This is a genomic window from Dyadobacter frigoris, assembly GCF_005280585.1.
GTDB classification, from domain to species: Bacteria; Bacteroidota; Bacteroidia; order Cytophagales; family Spirosomataceae; genus Dyadobacter; species Dyadobacter frigoris.
In genome coordinates this window covers 327,706-346,958 of the sequence record NZ_SZVO01000004.1, presented here as the reverse complement: position 1 = coordinate 346,958, position 19,253 = coordinate 327,706, and the positions used below count along the sequence as shown (strand labels likewise).

Annotated in this window: 20 protein-coding genes and 1 tRNA gene; 12 read left to right on the top strand and 9 right to left on the bottom strand. The window is 40.5% G+C overall.

Annotated features, from left to right (window positions below; genetic code table 11):
• The first annotated feature begins 142 nt into the window (after window positions 1-142).
• Window positions 143-883, top strand: a complete 741-nt coding sequence (locus tag FDK13_RS10700) for an Ig-like domain-containing protein (RefSeq protein ID WP_137339977.1) — start codon at window positions 143-145, stop codon at window positions 881-883.
• 71 nt (window positions 884-954) lie between these two features.
• Here the strand turns inward: FDK13_RS10700 and FDK13_RS10695 are convergent.
• The 3 genes from FDK13_RS10695 to FDK13_RS10685 all read right to left on the bottom strand — a co-directional run bounded on the left by FDK13_RS10695 (window position 955) and on the right by FDK13_RS10685 (window position 2,906).
• Window positions 955-1,029 (bottom strand) — tRNA-Val (locus FDK13_RS10695).
• Window positions 1,030-1,051: 22 nt separating this feature from the next.
• Complete coding sequence (locus tag FDK13_RS10690) at window positions 1,052-2,368, bottom strand: MFS transporter (RefSeq protein ID WP_137339976.1); 1,317 nt, start codon at window positions 2,366-2,368, stop codon at window positions 1,052-1,054.
• 79 nt (window positions 2,369-2,447) lie between these two features.
• Entirely contained in the window at window positions 2,448-2,906 is a 459-nt protein-coding gene (locus tag FDK13_RS10685) for a hypothetical protein (protein ID WP_137339975.1), read from the bottom strand.
• 158 nt (window positions 2,907-3,064) lie between these two features.
• Here FDK13_RS10685 and FDK13_RS10680 point away from each other — a divergent pair, with 158 nt between their 5' ends.
• Together FDK13_RS10680 and FDK13_RS10675 are read left to right on the top strand one after the other, a co-directional pair.
• Window positions 3,065-4,720: a T9SS type A sorting domain-containing protein gene (locus tag FDK13_RS10680; RefSeq protein WP_137339974.1), complete on the top strand. Its 1,656-nt coding sequence runs from the start codon at window positions 3,065-3,067 to the stop codon at window positions 4,718-4,720.
• Window positions 4,720-6,729 carry a thioredoxin domain-containing protein gene (locus FDK13_RS10675; RefSeq protein WP_137339973.1) on the top strand — a complete coding sequence of 670 codons (2,010 nt, stop codon included), beginning with the start codon at window positions 4,720-4,722 and terminating at the stop codon, window positions 6,727-6,729. The genes FDK13_RS10680 and FDK13_RS10675 overlap by 1 nt, the downstream gene beginning before the upstream one ends.
• Before the next feature lie 61 nt (window positions 6,730-6,790).
• On the opposite strand, the gene FDK13_RS10670 is transcribed toward FDK13_RS10675, so the two are convergent.
• Window positions 6,791-7,312 carry a DinB family protein gene (locus FDK13_RS10670; protein WP_137339972.1) on the bottom strand — a complete coding sequence of 174 codons (522 nt, stop codon included), beginning with the start codon at window positions 7,310-7,312 and terminating at the stop codon, window positions 6,791-6,793.
• 244 nt (window positions 7,313-7,556) lie between these two features.
• On the opposite strand from FDK13_RS10670, the gene FDK13_RS10665 reads away from it, so the two are divergent.
• From FDK13_RS10665 to FDK13_RS10650, 4 genes are all read left to right on the top strand, one after another.
• Complete coding sequence (locus tag FDK13_RS10665) at window positions 7,557-8,108, top strand: hypothetical protein (protein WP_137339971.1); 552 nt, start codon at window positions 7,557-7,559, stop codon at window positions 8,106-8,108.
• 163 nt (window positions 8,109-8,271) lie between these two features.
• Entirely contained in the window at window positions 8,272-9,192 is a 921-nt protein-coding gene (locus tag FDK13_RS10660) for a hypothetical protein (protein ID WP_170982776.1), read from the top strand.
• Window positions 9,193-9,215: 23 nt separating this feature from the next.
• Window positions 9,216-10,778: a vanadium-dependent haloperoxidase gene (locus FDK13_RS10655; RefSeq protein ID WP_137339970.1), complete on the top strand. Its 1,563-nt coding sequence runs from the start codon at window positions 9,216-9,218 to the stop codon at window positions 10,776-10,778.
• Window positions 10,779-10,942: 164 nt separating this feature from the next.
• Window positions 10,943-11,578: a hypothetical protein gene (locus FDK13_RS10650; RefSeq protein ID WP_137339969.1), complete on the top strand. Its 636-nt coding sequence runs from the start codon at window positions 10,943-10,945 to the stop codon at window positions 11,576-11,578.
• Between the two features lie 90 nt (window positions 11,579-11,668).
• On the opposite strand, the gene FDK13_RS10645 is transcribed toward FDK13_RS10650, so the two are convergent.
• Together FDK13_RS10645 and FDK13_RS10640 are read right to left on the bottom strand one after the other, a co-directional pair.
• Window positions 11,669-13,831: a xanthine dehydrogenase family protein molybdopterin-binding subunit gene (locus FDK13_RS10645; RefSeq protein WP_137339968.1), complete on the bottom strand. Its 2,163-nt coding sequence runs from the start codon at window positions 13,829-13,831 to the stop codon at window positions 11,669-11,671.
• Between the two features lie 27 nt (window positions 13,832-13,858).
• The gene (locus FDK13_RS10640; protein WP_137339967.1) at window positions 13,859-14,350 is read right to left on the bottom strand and encodes a (2Fe-2S)-binding protein; all 492 of its coding nucleotides are present in this window, start codon (window positions 14,348-14,350) and stop codon (window positions 13,859-13,861) included.
• Between the two features lie 178 nt (window positions 14,351-14,528).
• Here FDK13_RS10640 and map point away from each other — a divergent pair, with 178 nt between their 5' ends.
• Entirely contained in the window at window positions 14,529-15,293 is a 765-nt protein-coding gene (gene map, locus FDK13_RS10635; RefSeq protein ID WP_137339966.1) for a type I methionyl aminopeptidase, read from the top strand.
• A gap of 9 nt (window positions 15,294-15,302) precedes the next feature.
• On the opposite strand, the gene FDK13_RS10630 is transcribed toward map, so the two are convergent.
• From FDK13_RS10630 to FDK13_RS10625, 3 genes are all read right to left on the bottom strand, one after another.
• Window positions 15,303-15,656, bottom strand: coding sequence for an RES family NAD+ phosphorylase (locus FDK13_RS10630; protein WP_137339965.1), 354 nt, complete (start codon window positions 15,654-15,656; stop codon window positions 15,303-15,305).
• A gap of 63 nt (window positions 15,657-15,719) precedes the next feature.
• Window positions 15,720-15,845 carry a hypothetical protein gene (locus tag FDK13_RS36405; protein ID WP_262711816.1) on the bottom strand — a complete coding sequence of 42 codons (126 nt, stop codon included), beginning with the start codon at window positions 15,843-15,845 and terminating at the stop codon, window positions 15,720-15,722.
• A gap of 74 nt (window positions 15,846-15,919) precedes the next feature.
• Window positions 15,920-16,834 carry a sugar phosphate isomerase/epimerase family protein gene (locus tag FDK13_RS10625; RefSeq protein WP_137339964.1) on the bottom strand — a complete coding sequence of 305 codons (915 nt, stop codon included), beginning with the start codon at window positions 16,832-16,834 and terminating at the stop codon, window positions 15,920-15,922.
• A gap of 130 nt (window positions 16,835-16,964) precedes the next feature.
• Between FDK13_RS10625 and FDK13_RS10620 the strand changes: the two genes are divergently transcribed.
• From FDK13_RS10620 to FDK13_RS10605, 4 genes are all read left to right on the top strand, one after another.
• Window positions 16,965-17,459 (top strand): VOC family protein, encoded by a 495-nt coding sequence (locus tag FDK13_RS10620; RefSeq protein WP_137339963.1) that lies wholly within the window; start codon window positions 16,965-16,967, stop codon window positions 17,457-17,459.
• 65 nt (window positions 17,460-17,524) lie between these two features.
• The gene (locus tag FDK13_RS10615) at window positions 17,525-18,217 is read left to right on the top strand and encodes a sulfite oxidase-like oxidoreductase (RefSeq protein ID WP_137339962.1); all 693 of its coding nucleotides are present in this window, start codon (window positions 17,525-17,527) and stop codon (window positions 18,215-18,217) included.
• An 83-nt stretch (window positions 18,218-18,300) separates the two neighbouring features.
• On the top strand, window positions 18,301-18,603 hold the full coding sequence (locus tag FDK13_RS10610) for a Rha family transcriptional regulator (protein WP_170982775.1): 303 nt from the start codon (window positions 18,301-18,303) through the stop codon (window positions 18,601-18,603).
• Between the two features lie 150 nt (window positions 18,604-18,753).
• A complete protein-coding gene (locus FDK13_RS10605; protein ID WP_137339960.1) occupies window positions 18,754-19,185 on the top strand; it encodes a response regulator in 432 nt (143 codons plus the stop codon).
• Window positions 19,186-19,253 lie beyond the last annotated feature (68 nt).

Below are 19,253 nucleotides of genomic sequence, written 5' to 3'. Positions count from 1 at the left end.
TATTTAATTACAAAAAACAAGAAAAAAACTTCCACTAAAAAAATACTGCCTTTTTTCTCTCATGCTTAATTTATCAAAGGGTTAGTGTGGGTCAAAAACAATTCTTATTATTGACCATTATTCACCTGACCAACTCGCTGCCATGAGAAAAATTTATTTTCTACCCCTGCTATTTTTGATCATAACAGCTTGTTCCAAAAAGAGCGATCCCGAGCCGGACGTAACTTTGGATTCTCCAACGCTAGACCTGAAATACAATGCCACGCACCAGTTCGCACTGACCAAAGGTACCACCGTGGTAACGCCCTCAACCTACACCTGGAAATCCAGTGATACATTGGTTGGTAAAATTTCAAAAGACGGAAACTTTACAGCCAGAAAAATTGGAGAAACGACCATCACCGCAACCGCGGATGGAAAAACGTTTCAATCAAAAATTACCATTTCGCCTACCAGTACCCTGGCAGCAGAACCGGTAACGGACTGGGGCGCCACAAACACGCAAATCAAGGCAAAAGAAAAAAGAACTTTGTTATCTGAAACAACCGAAACGATATTTTTTAAAGGAGAAAATACCAAGATAGCAGCTTCTGGTTATATTCTGGAAAGTGGAAAATTAACGTCTTCTGCTTTACTATTGACAACCACACAGGCAGTAGCCACAGAAGCATTAACATTTTATCAGGAAAGATATCCTGATTATGGAACGCTTGATTCCAGCGTTGTATTTATCAATGATGCCAGAACATTCGGGGTTTTAGTAGGTGTCGATACAGATCTTGGCCTTTATGCAATTTACAGCCCTTACGATCCAAACGGAAGATTGACAACAGCTTCCGTCGCAGACAGGTTGAAACGTTTTAAGATTGGGCGTAAGCTTTAAAATTTTTTCCGAATTAAAACAAAAACCCGTTCAGACGAACGGGTTTTTGTTTTAATTCGGAAAAAAATCCGTAGGACGTAGCGGGCTCGAACCGCTGACCTTCGCGTTGTCGACGCGACGCTCTGAACCAACTGAGCTAACATCCTTTTTGATGGTCGTAAATATATATTAATTTGGTTCTGTCTGCAATCGGAAACGGTATACTTTTTGGGAAGGAATTCTTGATAAAAGTATAAGTCCGATAACAAAAATCAGAAGCAACGCCAGAATGCTGTTGCGCATACTTCCCGTGATTTGTTCGACTGTTCCATAAATGAATGTTCCCAGAACGATGGCTATCTTTTCAGTCACATCATAAAAACTAAAAAACGATGCTGTGTCAATTGTATTTTCAGGTATCAGTTTTGAATAAGTCGCTCTGGAAAGTGACTGAATTCCACCCATAACCATACCAACAGCACAAGCTACAATATAAAACTGACCAGCAGTCGTTGTATAATAAGCACCGGCACAAATCCCAATCCAGATAGCCACACCAGTCATCAGCGCATAAATGTTTCCGATTTTTGAAGATAACCATGAAAAGGAATAAGAACCAAGAATACCAACCAGCTGAATTAAAAGTACGGTAATAATCAAACTTTGTGATGGTAATTTCAGCTCATTGGATCCGAAAATGGTCGCTACATACATAACGGTTCTCAAACCCATGGTATAAACAAAAAATGAAAGCAGGAATTTGGCCAGATACGGTTGTTCCCGAAGTTGGCCATATACTTTAACCAATTCTTTAAACCCGCTAAAAATCCAGTTTCCAACCTGTTTTTTTCCTTTATTGGCAGATGGTAAATATTTAAAAGGAATCTGAGCAAATAGAATCCACCATACGCCAACGGTAAAAAACGAAATTCTCGCTGGCATCGCTTTATCTGTTATCCCGTAAAAAGACGGAAAAAGCACCATACTTAAATTGAAAATCAGCAGTAAAACGCTCCCAAAATAACCCATGGAAAACCCTTTGGCACTCACACGGTCATAGTTTTCCTCAGTTACAATTTCGGGAAGATAAGAATCATAAAAAACGATACTTCCGCTCCAACCGATCAAACTCAAAGCAAAAATAAGTACCGAAATATTCAGCGTATCCTTTGTAAAGAAAAACAGCAGCATACAGCTTACCGAGCCCAGGTAACAAAAGAACTTCATAAACCTTTTCTTATTTCCCGTAAAATCCGCGATGGCCGTACAAAGTGGTATTAGAAGCGCAGTCAACAAAAAAGAAGCCGATACCGTATAGGAAAAGAGTACCGTACTCTTTATGGAAAAACCAAAAAAATCAACCAAACCCGTTCCCGCTGAGGCGTTTAACGCAGCAGCACTGAAATAAACGGGAAAAATACTGGAAACGATAACCAGGGCGTGTACAGAATTCGCCCAGTCGTACATACACCAGGCATTGATTATTTTTGGATCGTTCTTTTTCATAAAGGGTCTATTTCCTGTAAAACTAAGAAAAGCGACAGATTCCTCTGCCGCTTTTCTTACAATATTTATAAAATGCTTCTTATTTTATTACAGGTTCAAAAACCATAATAGTTTCAGCATCCACGCCGCCAACAGGCATCGTACTTTTTAATCTCAATTTGCTGTTTGTCAATTCTACAACACCAAATTTTCCGGAAAAGCCGGTTACCGCGATGTCAAGTGTTGCGGCATCATCAAGCAGATACCAGGTGCCTCCATTAATTACCTGACTTGTTTTTTGTTCAAGTGCCTTGGTAACATTATTTGCCAAAAACTGGATATCCATATAACTGCCAATGGCTTTTGTCTCTTCATTCAGCAAGTTAGTAGCAATTATTTTGCCACTTAAATCCGTCACCGAGCTCATGCGCCATGGATAATTTACAAGAATTTTGCTCTTTTCCGCAGGCTTCACAGAATCGTCATTATCTTTACTTCCACAAGAACCAAGTGAAAATAAAATGACAAATACAGCAACAAGATTAATTAATCGATTCATTTTTGTGTTTTTAAAGTAATAGTTTGGCTAAAATTCCGGTTTCTGATTTTAAACCTTTAAGAGTGAATATCTTAAAAAAGTTAAATTAACAGATTTTTCGGGAGTTTTGCAAAATTAACGAATTTGTTTCATCAATTCTTATCGAACGACACACAAATATGTTATCAAGATACCTACCTATACTAATTACACTGTTGACAATCAGTTCAATCCATTCTTTTGCACAGGATTGTACACCATCATATATCTTAAATCCGGTTACAGGTAACAATGCTATTGAATGGAATAAGTTCCCGGAATTCAGTCTGCCTTTCAAAATAATATACAATGGGCCACGATTTGATGATACCCAATCTCTTCCACTAAAACATGGTTTTAGTCACCTCGCTTTATTTTCCGGAAATGAACCTGCGACACTGCCCGCTGCCAACCGCGCTTTACTTTGGAACAGCGTAGCAACCATAGCGGCCAATCAACCCTGGGGAATGGATGAACTCAGAAGTCCATGGGGAAATGACACAACTGCTTACCGCCAGGGCTGGGCTCAATATCTTACTTTGCTAGCCAACAGTTTTCAGGATTCACAGGGAAGCGGATTACCCAAAGCGGATATTATTTGTCTGGACGTAGAGCGTATGCTGACAGAGGATCGTGATATTTTGAAGTTGAAAACAAATGCAGCAACTCCGACAAAATATGCAAGTTTGTCCGATGCGGATTTTATCGCTACGTATAAAAGAGATATTCGCTGGTGGTATACCGAAGCGGTAAACTATCTGAAAAGCAAAGGTTTTGACAAATCTTCAACCATAACAAGTTACAGTGATGTTCCTGTACGTGCGACCTGGCTGAATATTGAAAGTAACAGCTGGCAGGACTGGACCACCAATACGGCCCGTACGCATTATCTGATGCAGGATGATAACGGGAAAATCGGTGGTACTTTTTACAATTCGTTGACGAGCCTGACGCCTTCGCCCTACTATTATTATGGATACAGCAGTCCGATTGGAAAGGATTATCTAACTTATCTTCTTTTCCAGGTTGAAGTAAATAACGCGTGGAGCAACAAACCAAATATTCCGTTTGTATGGATGCGGATTCATGATAGTTTCGATCCGACTGTCCCCATGATATTACCCTTTCAGGCACAGGCGACAGCCATTTTTCCATTCTTTTCAGGAGCAAAAGGCCTTTGGCTTTGGGAAAATGGTGGACTTGCAAGTTCCCGCCAGGAAAATTATGCGACCTATGAGAATTTCATTTACGGACTCTATCGCCTTTCCGAGTTTAAAGATATGTTCGAAGGCTCATATGATCTGGTAATTCCGGAATCGGCGCGGGACCTGATGACTTCTAAAAAACCGGTTTGGCGTGGAGTTGTCAAAAATGGAAACATTCTGATTGCCGCTCAAAATCCATACGCTGGTGATAATGACGTAACGAATATTACACTTTCTTACCAGAAATGGGTAAAAACGATCAGTATTAAAGGCAAGGAAGTTTTTCTTTGCAAATTTGATCTGAGTCAGGATAATTCTTCAACGGAACCCAACATTACGGAAGCATTTTTATATCCAAACCCCATGGCGGCGGATTCCAAAGTGAGACTTACCGGAATTAATGGAACGGTTAGTGTCGATTTTGATCTTTTCAATAATCAGGGAAAAGTTGTTTATTCCGGAAAATTACAAGCTATTGTTGGATCAACAGATCAAAGTATAGCCCTTCCTCAGCTTGGCATGGGCTTGTATATTGCCCGTTTCAAAAGTCCTGATAAAACCATTACTCAAAAAATTATTATCACAAAATAATGAACCGCCTTAGCAAAGAAACCAGTCCGTATTTATTGCAGCATGCCAACAATCCGGTTGACTGGTTTGCCTGGGGGGACGAAGCGCTGCAAAAAGCAAAGACAGAAAATAAGCCCATTCTGGTTAGTATCGGCTATTCGGCCTGTCACTGGTGCCATGTGATGGAACGTGAAAGTTTTGAGCATCAAAATGTAGCGGATGTGATGAACGAACATTTTGTCTGCATAAAAGTGGATCGCGAAGAACGTCCTGATGTGGATGCCGTTTATATGGACGCTTTGCAGGCTATGGGTACACGGGGCGGCTGGCCGCTGAATGTTTTCTTACTTCCGGATAGCAAACCGTTTTATGGCGTCACGTATTTGCCTCCGCAAAATTGGGTGCAGCTTTTGAAAAGTGTAAATAACGCTTTTGTCAATCATTATGATGAACTGGCAAATTCGGCGGAAGGATTTGTTGAAAATATGGTTCAGCCAGAAGCCAACAAATATGGCCTTACAAGTTCTGAATCAGGTTACACGATTGATGCGCTGGATCAGATGTATGAGAAACTCAGCCTGAACTTTGATATAAAAAAAGGAGGAATGGACCGGGCGCCAAAATTCCCGATGCCTTCAATTTATAAATTTTTGCTTCGTTACTTTGATATAACCCAAAATCCCGCGGCTCTGGCACAGGTTGAGCTTTCTCTGAACAGAATCGCTTTGGGAGGTATTTATGATCATGTAGTTGGCGGATGGGCGAGATATTCCGTTGACGATGAATGGTTTATTCCTCATTTCGAAAAAATGCTTTATGATAATGCACAGTTACTTGGCATTTTTGCTGAGGCCTATTCGTTAACCCAAAATAGTCTTTATTCCGATCGCGTTACGAAAACAATTTCCTGGCTGAGCAATGAAATGCAAAGTCCTGATGGAGGATTTTATTCTGCGCTTGATGCGGATAGTGAAGGCATTGAAGGAAGATTTTACATCTGGAAAAAAGCAGAACTGCAAAGTCTTTTGGGTGATGATTTTGAATGGTTTTCCAAATTATACAATATCAGCGCACAGGGTAATTGGGAGGACGGTTATAATCACCTGCATTTGACAAATTACGTTTCAGAAACGGCAAAAGCGGCGGGCATTTATTCTGATTCTTTTGATCAAAAATATAAAAACGCACTTCAAAAACTCGCCGAAGCGCGTGTTCACCGCATTCGTCCGGGACTTGATGACAAAATACTGGCTTCCTGGAATGGACTTTTGATTAAAGGTTTAACAACTTCTTACCAGGCTTTGGGTGACGAATCCATTCGTGATATGGCCGTTAACGGAGGCCGGTTTATTTTGGAGAAAATGACCGAAAATGGAAAACTGTGGCATAGTTATAAAAATGGAAAAACCAGTATAACTGCTTTTCTGGAAGATTATGCTGCTGTTATCGAAGCCTATCTCGGACTTTACCAAATCACTTTTGATCCTTTGTGGCTGACGGAAGCCGTTCGATTGAGCGATTATACGATTTCCAATTTTTATGATTCCTCGGATGGCTACTTCTTTTTTACCGATTCCGAAGGTGAAGCCTTAATTGCGCGCAAAAAAGAACTTTTTGATAACGTAATTCCGGCGTCCAATTCCATGATGGCGCAAAATCTGTATGTGCTGGGGAAAATTCTTGACCGTCAGGATTATCTTGATTTGTCGGATCAGATGCTTTCAAAAATGAATAAAATTTTGCTTGCTGATGTCCAATGGGTCACTAACTGGGCAGCACTTTATTGTCAGAAAACCTCTCCCACTGCTGAAATTGCCATCGTTGGAGAAGATGCAGATGAGCTTAGAAAAGATTTTGACCGGTTTTTTGTTCCGAACAAAGTAGTGGTCGGGACAAAAACTTCATCCCAACTTCCACTGCTCGAAAACCGGACAAAGGTTAATGGCAAAACTGCTATTTACGTTTGTTATGATAAAACCTGTCAGCTTCCGGTAACTTCCGTTAAGGACGCACTTGAACAACTAGGCTAATTTCTAATTTGGCATATAAAATAGGCGTTTACTTCATGGTAAACGCCTATTTTATATCTCACTAGCCAAGCAGCGGATAATATCTTTCCCTGATTATATTCATATGATGCACCGGATGCCCGATAATTACGAACCCGAGTGCTAATGGAGAAATCTCGCTTTTATAAGCAACTCCGGATCTCAGTATCATTTCATCATCCATATTTTTATAAAGCAAAACGGTCGATTGACGCACCAAATTAAACTCTTCCATTAAATCTGTAACTGAACGTTTACTTGCAACCGTGTTGGCGGCGAGCAATTCTTCTTCGTAACCGGGAAGCACTGTTTTATCATTTCTGGAAAAACGAAGTGCACGATAAGCCATGATACGCTCGTTATCAATAACATGCTGTAAAATATCTTTCACAGTCCATTTTTCCGGTGCATAAATTTTGGCCTGTAAATCAGTCAGTTTACTGATTTCAGAATAAACTTTATCGGGAGAATGTTTTTCAAAAGCTTCAAAAATATCAATATCTTCCACCAGATTAATATACCGGTCAAAAAACGCTGGCATTGGGTTAATGTCTGATCTTTTCATAGAAATGGGCTGTTTAAAGTCACAAATTAATAAAGAAACTTTAAGAAATGACTATTGTCATATTAGCTATCATGTACTTTGTTCTTCACAAACAATCACGATTTTGGACATTATGAATAATAATTTATGTTTTAATAGTAGCATTTTACAAAACTGCCTAATCACAAATTATCATTCATTAATCAACACGTACCGTTTAAAATAATAAATTAAGTATTATATTTGAGTGAATAATCCCTGAAAATTGAAAAAAATAGTTGCCATAAGCTTGCTGGTTTTGTTGCTCTACAATATGCTGGGGTTAACAACTGCTGTGTTGCTATTTGACAACCAATATAAATCAGCCGTTTCTTCAAACAGCGAAGATGATTACCAACTTTTGAAAGTTTATGTCCCTTCACTTCCTTATACAGCCAGTTGGGAAAATGAAGTAGAAATAGAAGGCCTTACTAAAAGTAACGGCAGTTTTTATAACACCACTCACGTGCTTCATACAAACGATACTTTGTATGTTACACTGAAATCCAATCAGCCAGCCCGCGACCGTTTTTTCGAACTGGCAAACCAGATGCAGTCCATGACAGATCCTGGTAATCAAACTGCTGATTCTTCACATGGAAAGGCTTTGAAACTCCTGGACAATCTTATCAAAAACTACGTTCAAAACATTTATCATTTTTCAATTCACCATCAAACGTTCCGTACTGCTGATGTTATTGCCATTTATCCGTTAAAGGAAGTAAAACATATCCGCTTTCTTTTAAAACTTCCAACACCCCCACCGGAACATTGCTGATCTTTTACTCTGTTCAAATCCTGATAAAATCTGTTGCCTCCTGCAATCAGAATTCTTCAAGTTATCCTGATTTTTGAAGACATGTTCTTCAAAAGCAGGTAAATATGAATTTAACCAACCCGTCGCTTTTAAAGCGGTAGCTACCATCTTTATTTAATAATTTATGTTTTCAACTATACAGAATAAAAAACATCTTTTGATGTTAATTCTGGCAATGATCAGCTTCACAGGCGCCTATGCGCAAATGCCTAATGATGCTGTTTATATGTCAAAAAATACGGCCTGTCTGGCTTTATCTTACACCCATAGTTCATGGGATAAATACTGGGAAAATCAGCTAAAAAGAGAAAATCTCAATATAGGAACGCAAACTACGCAGGTTGGAATGGCCATGCTGGCAGTTGGTGTAACTAAAAACCTGAATGTTATTGTAAGCCTTCCATATATCTGGACACAAGCAAGTGCAGGGAATATGAAATGGAGTAAAGGTTTTCAGGATGTATCGGGCTGGGTGAAATACCGCTTTTATAACAAAGCTGGGCTTTCGTTAAATGCAGTTGCCGGCGCATCGATTCCAAGTAGCAATTACGTACCTGATTTCATGCCGCTGTCTATTGGTTTGCAGTGCAAAACAGCGACTGGAAGGCTTGTGGCACGTTACCGTCATAAAACGGGTATTTATGCTACCGCTTACGGAAGTTATATTTTAAGAAGTAAAATTACCATTGACCGTGATTCTTACCTGATGGGAGAAACGCTTTACAACACAAACCGTGTCAGTGTGCCTAATGCTTTTGATTATTCTGCACGTGTTGGTTTCACCAACAAAGCTATTCAAACTGAGGTTTATGCTGAACGCAGTGAATGTGTAAACGGAGATTATATCCGTCGCAACGGAATGCCTTTCCCGACGAACAATATGAAATCAACGACAGTGGGTTGGTACGGAAAATTTCAGCCAAAAAATATTGGCTTTAATGCACGTGTCGCATATGTTACCCGAGGAGAAAATGTAGGCCAGGCAATGACCTATTCCGCCGGACTTTTGTATCAGTTCAGATATATTAAATCTGGTAAAAAATAAATTACAGTCATTACAAAAAGATCATGAATAAGATATTTAAATCCCCTGGCCGTGCTGCATCCTTCGCAACAGGTTTAATTTTAGCTTTTACCGTTTTCTCATGCAGCAAAACGGTTGATGAACCAACTGCATCTATCAATAATCCTTCTACCCTGGATGAGAATGCCGGTACCTGGAAACCTTACATCCTGGCTTCATCCAGCGAAATTGCAGTGGAAGAACCAAAGGCGGCAACATCGGCGGAATACATCGCTGAACTTGCCAAACTGAAAACAACCATGGGCACTGTTACACCTCAGCAACGTGACCAGATTAACTACTGGGGAGCCGGAGCCGCCTACCGCTGGAATGAAATCGCCCGTGAACTTGCGGCGCGATATAACAGTCCACCGGCTGTAAATGCGGAAGGGAAATATCCTGTTCCTGATGCTGCAAATCCTTTGGCTGATCCAAAATTCCCTTTTGCAAATCCACCTTACACGGCCCGCGCACTGGCTTACCTGAGTGTTGCGCAGTATGATGCGCTTGTGAGTGCATGGAATTATAAATTTAAATATAACCGTAAAGCGCCGTCAAAAAATGACGCTTCTATTAAAGCAATTCTTCCCGTTTCGGATTTACCATCTTATCCTTCGGAAGACGCCGTGGTTGCTGCCGCTTCCTATACTATTTTGAAAGCGATGTTTCCTGGTGAAATTCCTTTTCTGGATGCCAAATTGGCTGAGCATAAAAACAGCCGTTTATTGGCTGGAATGAACGTTGAAAGTGATATTACAGCTGGAAACGCACTGGGAAGTGCAGTTGGAGCCAAGGTAATGGCCCGTGCGAAAACGGATGGAATGGGCGCAGCCAACAACCAGGCAAAAGTCCCTGATATAATCGCCAATGCTTTAAAAATTGGTATAACCGAACCATGGAAAAGTCAGGAATTTCCTGCACGACCTCCTATGCTTCCTACCTATGGCGGAGTTCTTACCTGGAATTTTAATACTGCAACTGTTGCTACGCTACGCCCGATTGCACCACCTGCGATCGGCAGCCCGGAGTTTGAACAAAACTTGAATGAGCTCTTAACGCTTGCAAAAAGCCAGACAAGAGAACAGGCAAGAATCGCCAATTTCTGGTCGGATGGTGTAGGAAGTTACACTCCTCCGGGACACTGGCACCGTAAGGCGGCCGCCTTGGCTCATGATAATAATTTCAGTGAGGTAAGAACGGCCAGAACTTTTGCGTTGGTTGGAACTGCCATGCAGGATGCCGGGATATGCTGCTGGGATGCAAAATATTATTATTACTATCCCCGTCCAAACCAGATGAACAGCAAGGTAAAAACCTCTGTGGGTTTACCTAACTTCCCTTCTTATACGTCAGGACATTCGATGTTTTCGGGAGCTGCTGCCGAAGTGCTTGGCCATATTTTCCCATCTGAAAAAGCTACTGTTGATGCGATGGCTGTTGAAGCCTCGGTTTCGCGGATTTACGGTCTTATTCATTATCGTTTCGACTGTGAACAAGGATTGGTGACAGGTCATAAAGTTGGAAATTATGCAGTTCAGCGGGCATTAACTGATGGTGCCGAAAAATAAAAGTATTGAGATTGACAGGAAAGCGGTGCAGCCATTACGGACGCATCGCTTTTTTGTATAAATTCTACTAAAAAGAGACTAGTTTATCGAAATGAAAAATTAATTCATTTTCAGGTATAGGGGTCTTTTCGGTTTAAGTTGTTATAGGTTTAAAACGAAAAGTCATGAAAAAAACATTATCGTCATTAACAGTATTATGCTGTTTACTAAGTGGTTATTTTTCCTATTCGCAACAGGTGCAAACCGTTTTCAGCGGCAGCAAAATCAAAAGATCAGGTGGCTATGCAGCAATCTCCAACAAGTTCACAACCATCAACGGCGACTTTGCGAATATGCCCGAAATTTATGGAGGCTGGTTCGTGAACAGCAAATTCCTCATCGGTGCTGAATTAGCGGCAACAACAAATTTTATCCCTTCTCCCAATTTCAATAATTCTCCAGACAAGAAAATCACCTACCAATATGGACAATTTGGCCTTATGACGGAATATATTTTCGCTTCAAATAAACGAGTTCATTTTGCTGTAAATCTTATAAATGGTGCCGGTTTCACTTTACAATACGACAGAAAAAACTGGGATGACTGGGATAATGATGATTGGAATGACAATCATACCGACGCTAAATTCTTCTATGCAATTGAACCGGGAGCTCAGGTTGAAATTAATCTTTTGAAATGGATGCGGTTAAGTCCGGGCATATCTTACCGCAAAACTTTTGGTGCAAAAGGAAATGGATTAACGGACGGAGATTTAAGCAATATCTCGTATAACATGACTTTAAAATTTGGCAGATTTTAATATATTTTACATTTAAGTAAAAAAGGTCTCACCGAAACAATGAATTTCAGTGAGACCTTTCTATTTTTTGACAGATTGCTATTCGCTTATCTAAACCAGATTACTAATATCGAAAGGAAGTTTTCGCATTCTCTTTCCCGTAGCTGCAAAAATAGCATTACCAAGCGCAGGAGCTATCGGGGGAAGTCCCGGCTCACCTACCCCACCCGGACTGGCGCCGCTGTCAACAATATGTATCTCTATTTCAGGCATTTCATTTAGCCTCATAATATTATATTGATGAAAATTACTCTGGTCACAAACACCGTTCGTAAAAGTAATACCATCTTTTGTTGCCGCTGTAATACCCATAACAATATTTCCTTCCGTTTGTGCTTTCACATTATCCGGATTGACATAATAACCGCAATCGATTATAGAGACAACTTTGTCTATTTTAACGCCATTGTCTTTTTTTGTTACGGTAATACAAGTAGCCGAAATACTGTCAAAAGATTTAAAAACCGCTATTCCTTTTCCCTGTCCTTCCGAAAGTTTTGCACCCCAGGCTGATTTTTCTGCCAGTGTTTCCAAAACCTTCCTGAAACGTTCATCTTTTGTAATTTCCAAACGTGCCTTTACCGGATCCTTTCCAGCCAGATGCGCAAGTTCGTCGATAAAACATTCCTGCCCCCATCCAAAATTAGAAGCATAAACAGATCGCCACCAAACAACAGGAATATCCGTTTTCACATGTGTCCAGCTTACTTTTGAAGCTACATCAAAATGGTATTTGTTATTATTGGTACTGATTTCTTCACTCAGCCAGGGATCCGCCTCGTCAGGTTTAAGTCCTTTATATACCTGATTCAGAATTGATTCACCGATGGCATGGTGATGATAACCCGCAATTTTGCCGTCCTGAACAAAGCCCTGCATATGACTGAGCATACCCGGACGATAAGGCCCCTGAGAAATATCGTCTTCCCTCGTCCAGACAACCTTAACAGGTTTTTTCAATTCCTTTGATAAATGACAGGCTTCCAAAAGGAAATCGTGATACGCTTTTCTACCAAATGCGCCACCCAAAAGCGTCACATTTATTTTAACTTTTTCAGGAGCGACTTTCATGTATGCGCACACATCACGCAATGCCCAATCCGGCCCTTGTACCGGAGCCCATATTTCTATGTATCCGTCATCTTTTACATGAACAACGGCATTTTCCGGTTCAATAGGTGCATGTGCAAGGAATGGTGTTTCATAGTTTGATTCCAGTTTTTTAGCCGCTGAGCTATATTTTGCATTAAAATCACCTTTCTCTTCAAAATTAATTCCTTCTTTTTTTGCAGCCTCATAGGTTTCTGCAAAGTATTTTTCTGTGCTCAGCGTTTTTTCATAATCTGCATTATCCCACTTTACCAAAAGTGCTTTTCTTCCTTTTAGCGCAGCCCAATAATTTGTACCAATTACCGCAACGGCTTCCGAAGTCCTGTGTGGCATGGTGCGTTCTGTTTTTACCACTTTAAGAACACCTTTGATTTTTTTAGTCTCGGAATCGTCAATGGAAACAATTTTCCCGTGGAGCGAAGGTGAATGTAAAATACTGGCGTAAACCATTCCCGGAACATCAATATCAATGCCGTAAATTGCCTTTCCCGTTACACGTTCCGGTACATCCAGACGCTTGTTATATTTGCCCAGTATTGTAAAATCCTTTGGATCTTTTAATTTGGGATTTTTAGGAATTTCGAGTTTTGAAGCGTCGTCGGCCAGCTCACCATACGTCAGGCTTTTTCCTGTCGGTTTATGGATAATGGTTCCGTCTTTTGCAAAACATTCGGCAACCGGCACATTCCATCTTTTGGCAGCAGATTCCGTAAGCATTTCTTTGGCAGCCGCTCCTGCTTTACGAATTGGCTCCCATAAAGACCTGACAGAACTGCTTCCGCCGGAAGTCTGGCTGCCGTATTTATCTTTTCCGTCACTCTGAATAATTTTTACCTGATCCAGCCGTACTTCAAGTTCCTCTGCTAGAAGAGACGGTACCGCCTGCGTTGAACCTTGTCCCATATCCGGACGAGGATTGACAATCGTGATATTGCCGGCCGTATCAATGATGATAAACGGATTGATTTCCAGTTTTAAAATTGCCGGATTAATCTTCTTGACTATTGCATCTTTTGAAAAAGCAGAAATGCCCAGAGCGAGTCCGAAAGAAGTTAAACCGGTGGTTTTCAGAAAATCACGGCGTGATGTTTGTATATTTTCCAATGTCTTTAATCAGCTGTTGGTGAAAAACTATCTTTTCCCGATTCCCTTTTCTTCTACCTTAATCGCTTCCGCGGCACGGTGAATCGCTTTACGGATACGGTCATACGTTCCGCATCTACACAAATTTCCGCTCATGGCAGCATCGATATCCTGATCGTTCGGACTTGCGTTTGTTTTAAGAAGAGCTACTGCAGACATGATCTGCCCCGACTGACAATAACCGCATTGCGGCACCTGCTCTTCGATCCAGGCCTGCTGAATAGCGTGCAATTTTACGTCGCCAATTCCTTCAATGGTCGTTATTTTAGTGTTTTTCCCAACACTGGAAACCGGTGTCTGACAGGAACGCGCGGGCTGGCCATCCAGATGTACCGTGCAGGCACCGCAAAGTGCCATTCCACATCCGAATTTTGTCCCTTTCAAGCCGACAACGTCTCTGACTACCCAAAGCAGGGGCATGTCATCTTCCACGTCGACTTTTACTTTTTTACTGTTAACTGTTAAATTATATATCGCCATAGTAATTGGAATTTTATCTGTCCAAACCTTTCTAAAAGTATTAAAAAAATGTGATAACATAAAACCTCGATTTCGAGTATGATCTTGATTTGAAAAACTGTCAGCTAAACTAAATTCCGTCCGTTCTTGTTGAATTTCTAACGGTCAGCAGTAAACATTAAAGTCAGGAAGCAGGGTTATGTTCATTTCATCAGCAGCAGAGTTAGAAGGAATTCAAAAAATAAGTGAAGCAGTTGCTACTACATTAAAGGAAATGCGGGCTTTTGCCAAAGCAGGCATGACCGCAAAAGAACTGGATGATTTTGGAGGAGAAATCCTAAATTCACTGGGAGCAAAATCAGCACCAAAACTGACTTACGGATTTCCCGGCTGGACATGTATTTGCGTCAATCATGAAGTAGCACATGGAATCCCTTCGGCAGGAAAAATATTGAAAGAGGGTGATCTGATTAATATTGATGTTTCCGCAGAGCTGAATGGATTCTGGTCAGATAACGGAGGGTCTTTTATTTTGGGGGAAGATATAAGTAATCACCAAAAACTTGTAAATGCCTCCAAAAACATTCTGCATAAAGCAATTTATCGTATTAAATCAGGCGTAAAGGTTTCGGATATAGGCCGGTTAATTGAAATAGAAGCAAGAAAATCTGGCTACCGAGTGATCAAAAATCTGGCTGGACACGGCGTAGGAAGAAGCTTGCATGAGGACCCGCATGAAATCCTTAACTGGTGTGATAACGATAACAAACAGCGTTTCAGAAAAAATACAGTGGTTGCGATTGAAACATTTATTTCCACCGCATCAACAATTGCTCAAAAAGGAAAAGATGGCTGGACGCTAACTGGAGATAAAGGCGGATATGTTGCTCAACATGAGCATACCATTCTGGTAACGGATGGGAAACCGGTAATTTTGACTGCGGTTAACGGGATTTGGGAATAGAAAGAAGTCTCACAACCGATTATCTCTCTGATAATCTTCAACTGAAATTACTTTTATCAAGTCATAATATCCCGGATATAAAGGATTAAGAATTAAATTATATTCCTGAGGCATTACTGCGCTTCGTGCTTTAATTCCTATATATTTTCTTGCTTTAAAAATACTATCTCCAATTTTTTCTAAAGCAATATTTTCAGTAATTCGCCTGTCGTTTGGCAAGTCTGAATCCTCTATTTCGTAAAATTGAGCCGAACTTTCAACTTCAATAGTCATTACAAACAGATAGGGAGGCAATTCAGTTTCGTCTACATGGACTAATACCAACATGGCGAGTGCGCGGCTCTCGCTAGTATATAACTTCATTGGCAGCACCCCGACCGCTTAAATCATTGGCTCGTTCCCGCTTTTTTGCAATTCTGTATAAATTCATAATTGCTTACCTCCCAGGATCATCCAGGTAATTTCATTTGCCGGTGCTTTTCTACGAAGTACTATTGCCAGATCTTCACCAATCCTGGATGACTTACGACTGTTTTTGGTTACAGTTCGCATAGATGGACATTTTACCCAAATGCACGGATAAAATGTCCATTTGTAAAATTCGTTAAATGCCTTTAATATGTTCCTCAAATCCCCTCCGTAACCTTCCTCATCTTCTCCAAACCCGTTTTTGCCACAAGCAAAGCATCCTGGGCGTAATAATCTTTATTAAACACTTCAAAAGAAAGAATAACTGGTTTTTCAGGGTTTTTAAGCGTTTGTAGTAATTTTTTCAACGGAGCCGTTCCGTCCCCCGGATATATTCTGTCCGCATCCACGATTGTTTCCCTTAGCGGAGTTGCCGGATAGTCGTTTATGTGAAAAATTTCGATCAGGGGTTTTCCAACATCTTTTACGCTATCTATCCCCGAACCACCTTTATGTAAATGATACACATCCATCAAAACTTTTGCTGATGGATGATTTGATTCTACGGCCACATAAAGCAGCTCTCCTACTCTGCTAAGATTCTTTGAAAAGCCCCAAAGTTCAAGATGAGGAACTACACCTGTCTGATCGCCCAGTTCAAGTATCTTCCGATAGCGTTCCGCGATTTTGGAAAGTTCCAGACTTTCACCCGTTGTTGCGCCCATAGGTGGTGCAGCAACTCTCGGGCAACCGATTTGAGCAAGCTGGTCCATTTCCATTTTTAACTGATCCAATGCTTTTGAACGTGCCGTCTGATCGTCTACAATCCAGGTAGCAAAACCGATCGCGTCTTCAACTTTTAAACCCAGATCATCAATTATTCGCTTAGCCTCAGCCAGCGTAGCACCGGTTTTTATATAATCCTGTAATGTATTGATCCATATTTCTACGGATTTATAACCTGCTTTTGCCGCTACTTCCAGCTCCTTTTTAAAGCCAAGTTTATGACCACGCAACGTGCTCATGTTAAGCGAGTATATAAAGGAACCTGGTTTTTCTTTTTTTGTCTCCACAGGTATTAAGGTGGCTGTTGATACTGCCAGAACGGAAGTAAGAGCTTCTCTGCGATTCATCAGGAAAGTGTTTTTATCTAAATGATTTCCTACCAAAGAGTTTTCAAATAGATTTTTACCGGTGAAAGTTCAAATTTGATTGTTAAATTAGGGTTTGCTTTTCGTATCGCTCATTGTTTTTGACATAACTATGCCGTCTGAAGAATATTCCTTACCTGCACAAACCCGTATCGGGCATGTTCACCTGAAAGTTTCGAATCTTGAAAAATCGCTGGATTTTTACAATGGATTGCTGGGTTTTGAAATTATGGCCCGTTATGGTGATCAGGCTGCATTTATTTCTGCCGGCGGTTATCATCATCACATTGGGCTGAATACCTGGTATAGCAAAGGATTTCCGCCTGCAAGTCAGCAAGGCGTCGGATTGTTTCATACAGCCATTTTGTACCCAACCCGGAAAGATCTTGCAGCGATTTATCACAGATTGATCAACGCGCAGTACCCATTAAGCGGAGCAAGTGATCACGGCGTTTCTGAAGCCTTATATCTCAATGATCCGGATAATAATGGTGTGGAATTATATTGGGACAGGCCAATAGAATTTTGGCCAAAAACAGAAGACGGCTCTTTGGAAATGTATACAAAAGCTTTGAACCTGAGCGGACTGTTAAATGAATTGAAATAATTTAAAAAACTGACAAGCAATAATTTATACCTTTAAATATTCTCCAGCGCCAAATAAGATACACTATGTCCGAAGAAAATAAACTCGACAAAATCATTGATGCAAGAATGAAACTGAAGGCGCGGTTTGAGGAAAAAATGCTGCAAACACCTTCCGTATCTGACTATAAGCCGATGGGGACCGGTGAAATCAACAGGCATGGAATGCCTAAATTACCGGCCGGACAAATAAAAACGGTAAAATGGCCGGTTCTTGATCTGGGTTTCAAACCTGATATTTCGCATCAGCAATGGAAATTGACGATAAACGGGGAAGTTGATTCTCCACTTGAACTGAGCTGGCAGGATTTCATGAATCTTCCTCAAACTACCGATATCAGCGATTTTCACTGTGTAACAACGTGGTCACGCATGGACGTTCCCTGGGTTGGGGTAAAATTAGCGGATCTCGCAGCACTGGTTATGCCCAAATCCACTGCTACCCATATTATTTGTTATGGGTACGATAAATACACAACCAACATTTCCATCGAAGAAGCTTTGAAGGAAGATGTTTTGCTCGTCCATTCTGCTGATAACAAACCACTTGAACGTGACCATGGTGGCCCTGTGCGCATGATCACTCCCCAGTTATATGCCTGGAAGGGCGCAAAATGGATTAACCGCATCGAATTTCTCAATAAAAATAAGCCTGGTTTTTGGGAGGTGCGCGGGTATTCCAACACAGCTTACCCATGGAAAAATGACCGTTACAGCTGAGAAAATAATTCACCATTCTAATGTGATTTTAACATGGTATGATATTTGTCATAAAAAATGTTAGTAACAAATCACAGATAGGCATGTATTTCGTATCATACAATAATGGGAAACCTACAACCTCCTCTTCCGCGGTAGCTGATCAGTTTGGGAAGTCTCATAATGATATTTTAAGATCAATTGAGAAACTTCAATGCAGTAAGGAATTTAAAAAATCCAATTTTTTCCCGTCCCCCAATCTTTGGCCATCAGGGAAAGCAGATCCTGCAATTCTTATCACAAGAGAAGGGCTTGTTCTTCTGGTGATGAGTCTTGAAAGTGCTGCACCGGTTTCATTTCGTGAAAACATAATTGCTAAATTTGACGGGATGGCATCGTTTCTTTAATACTTTTTCAGATAATCTACATTAGTTTTCCTGTAAAAAATGCATCCTCTGTGCCTGGTGTCCTTGTATTAACATTTTTTCGTGTTCTTTAACTTTGCCTGATTTTGTAATGATCCGGTAAAAATTTACATTACGGAAAAATATATTATTATGCTTACCGACAACGGGCCGATTATTGTTATAGAAGATGACATGGACGATCAGCAATTACTCGAAATGGTATTTGCAAATCTTAACTATACCAACAAAATCTTTTATTTTGATAACGGCGAAGCAGCGCTAACTTTCCTCAATAAAAAGGAAGTAAACCCGTTTCTTATTCTTTCCGATGTAAATATGCCGCGGCTGAATGGTTTTGAATTAAGACATATTATCAAAACCAATGAAGATTTAAGTATCAAATGCATCCCCTATCTTTTCTTCACAACCGGTACCACAAGACAATTGGTTCTTGATGCATATTCATTATCGGTTCAGGGGATTTTCCAAAAACCGGCCGGTTTTGATGAATTGCAGCAAATGATTAAAACCATCATAGATTATTGGAAACATTGCATTGCTCCAAATCGTTACACAGATTAACATTATACAATCTTACAGCGGCATTTTAATTAATTTCTGAACCAACGGGATTAAACTTTGCCCCGGCC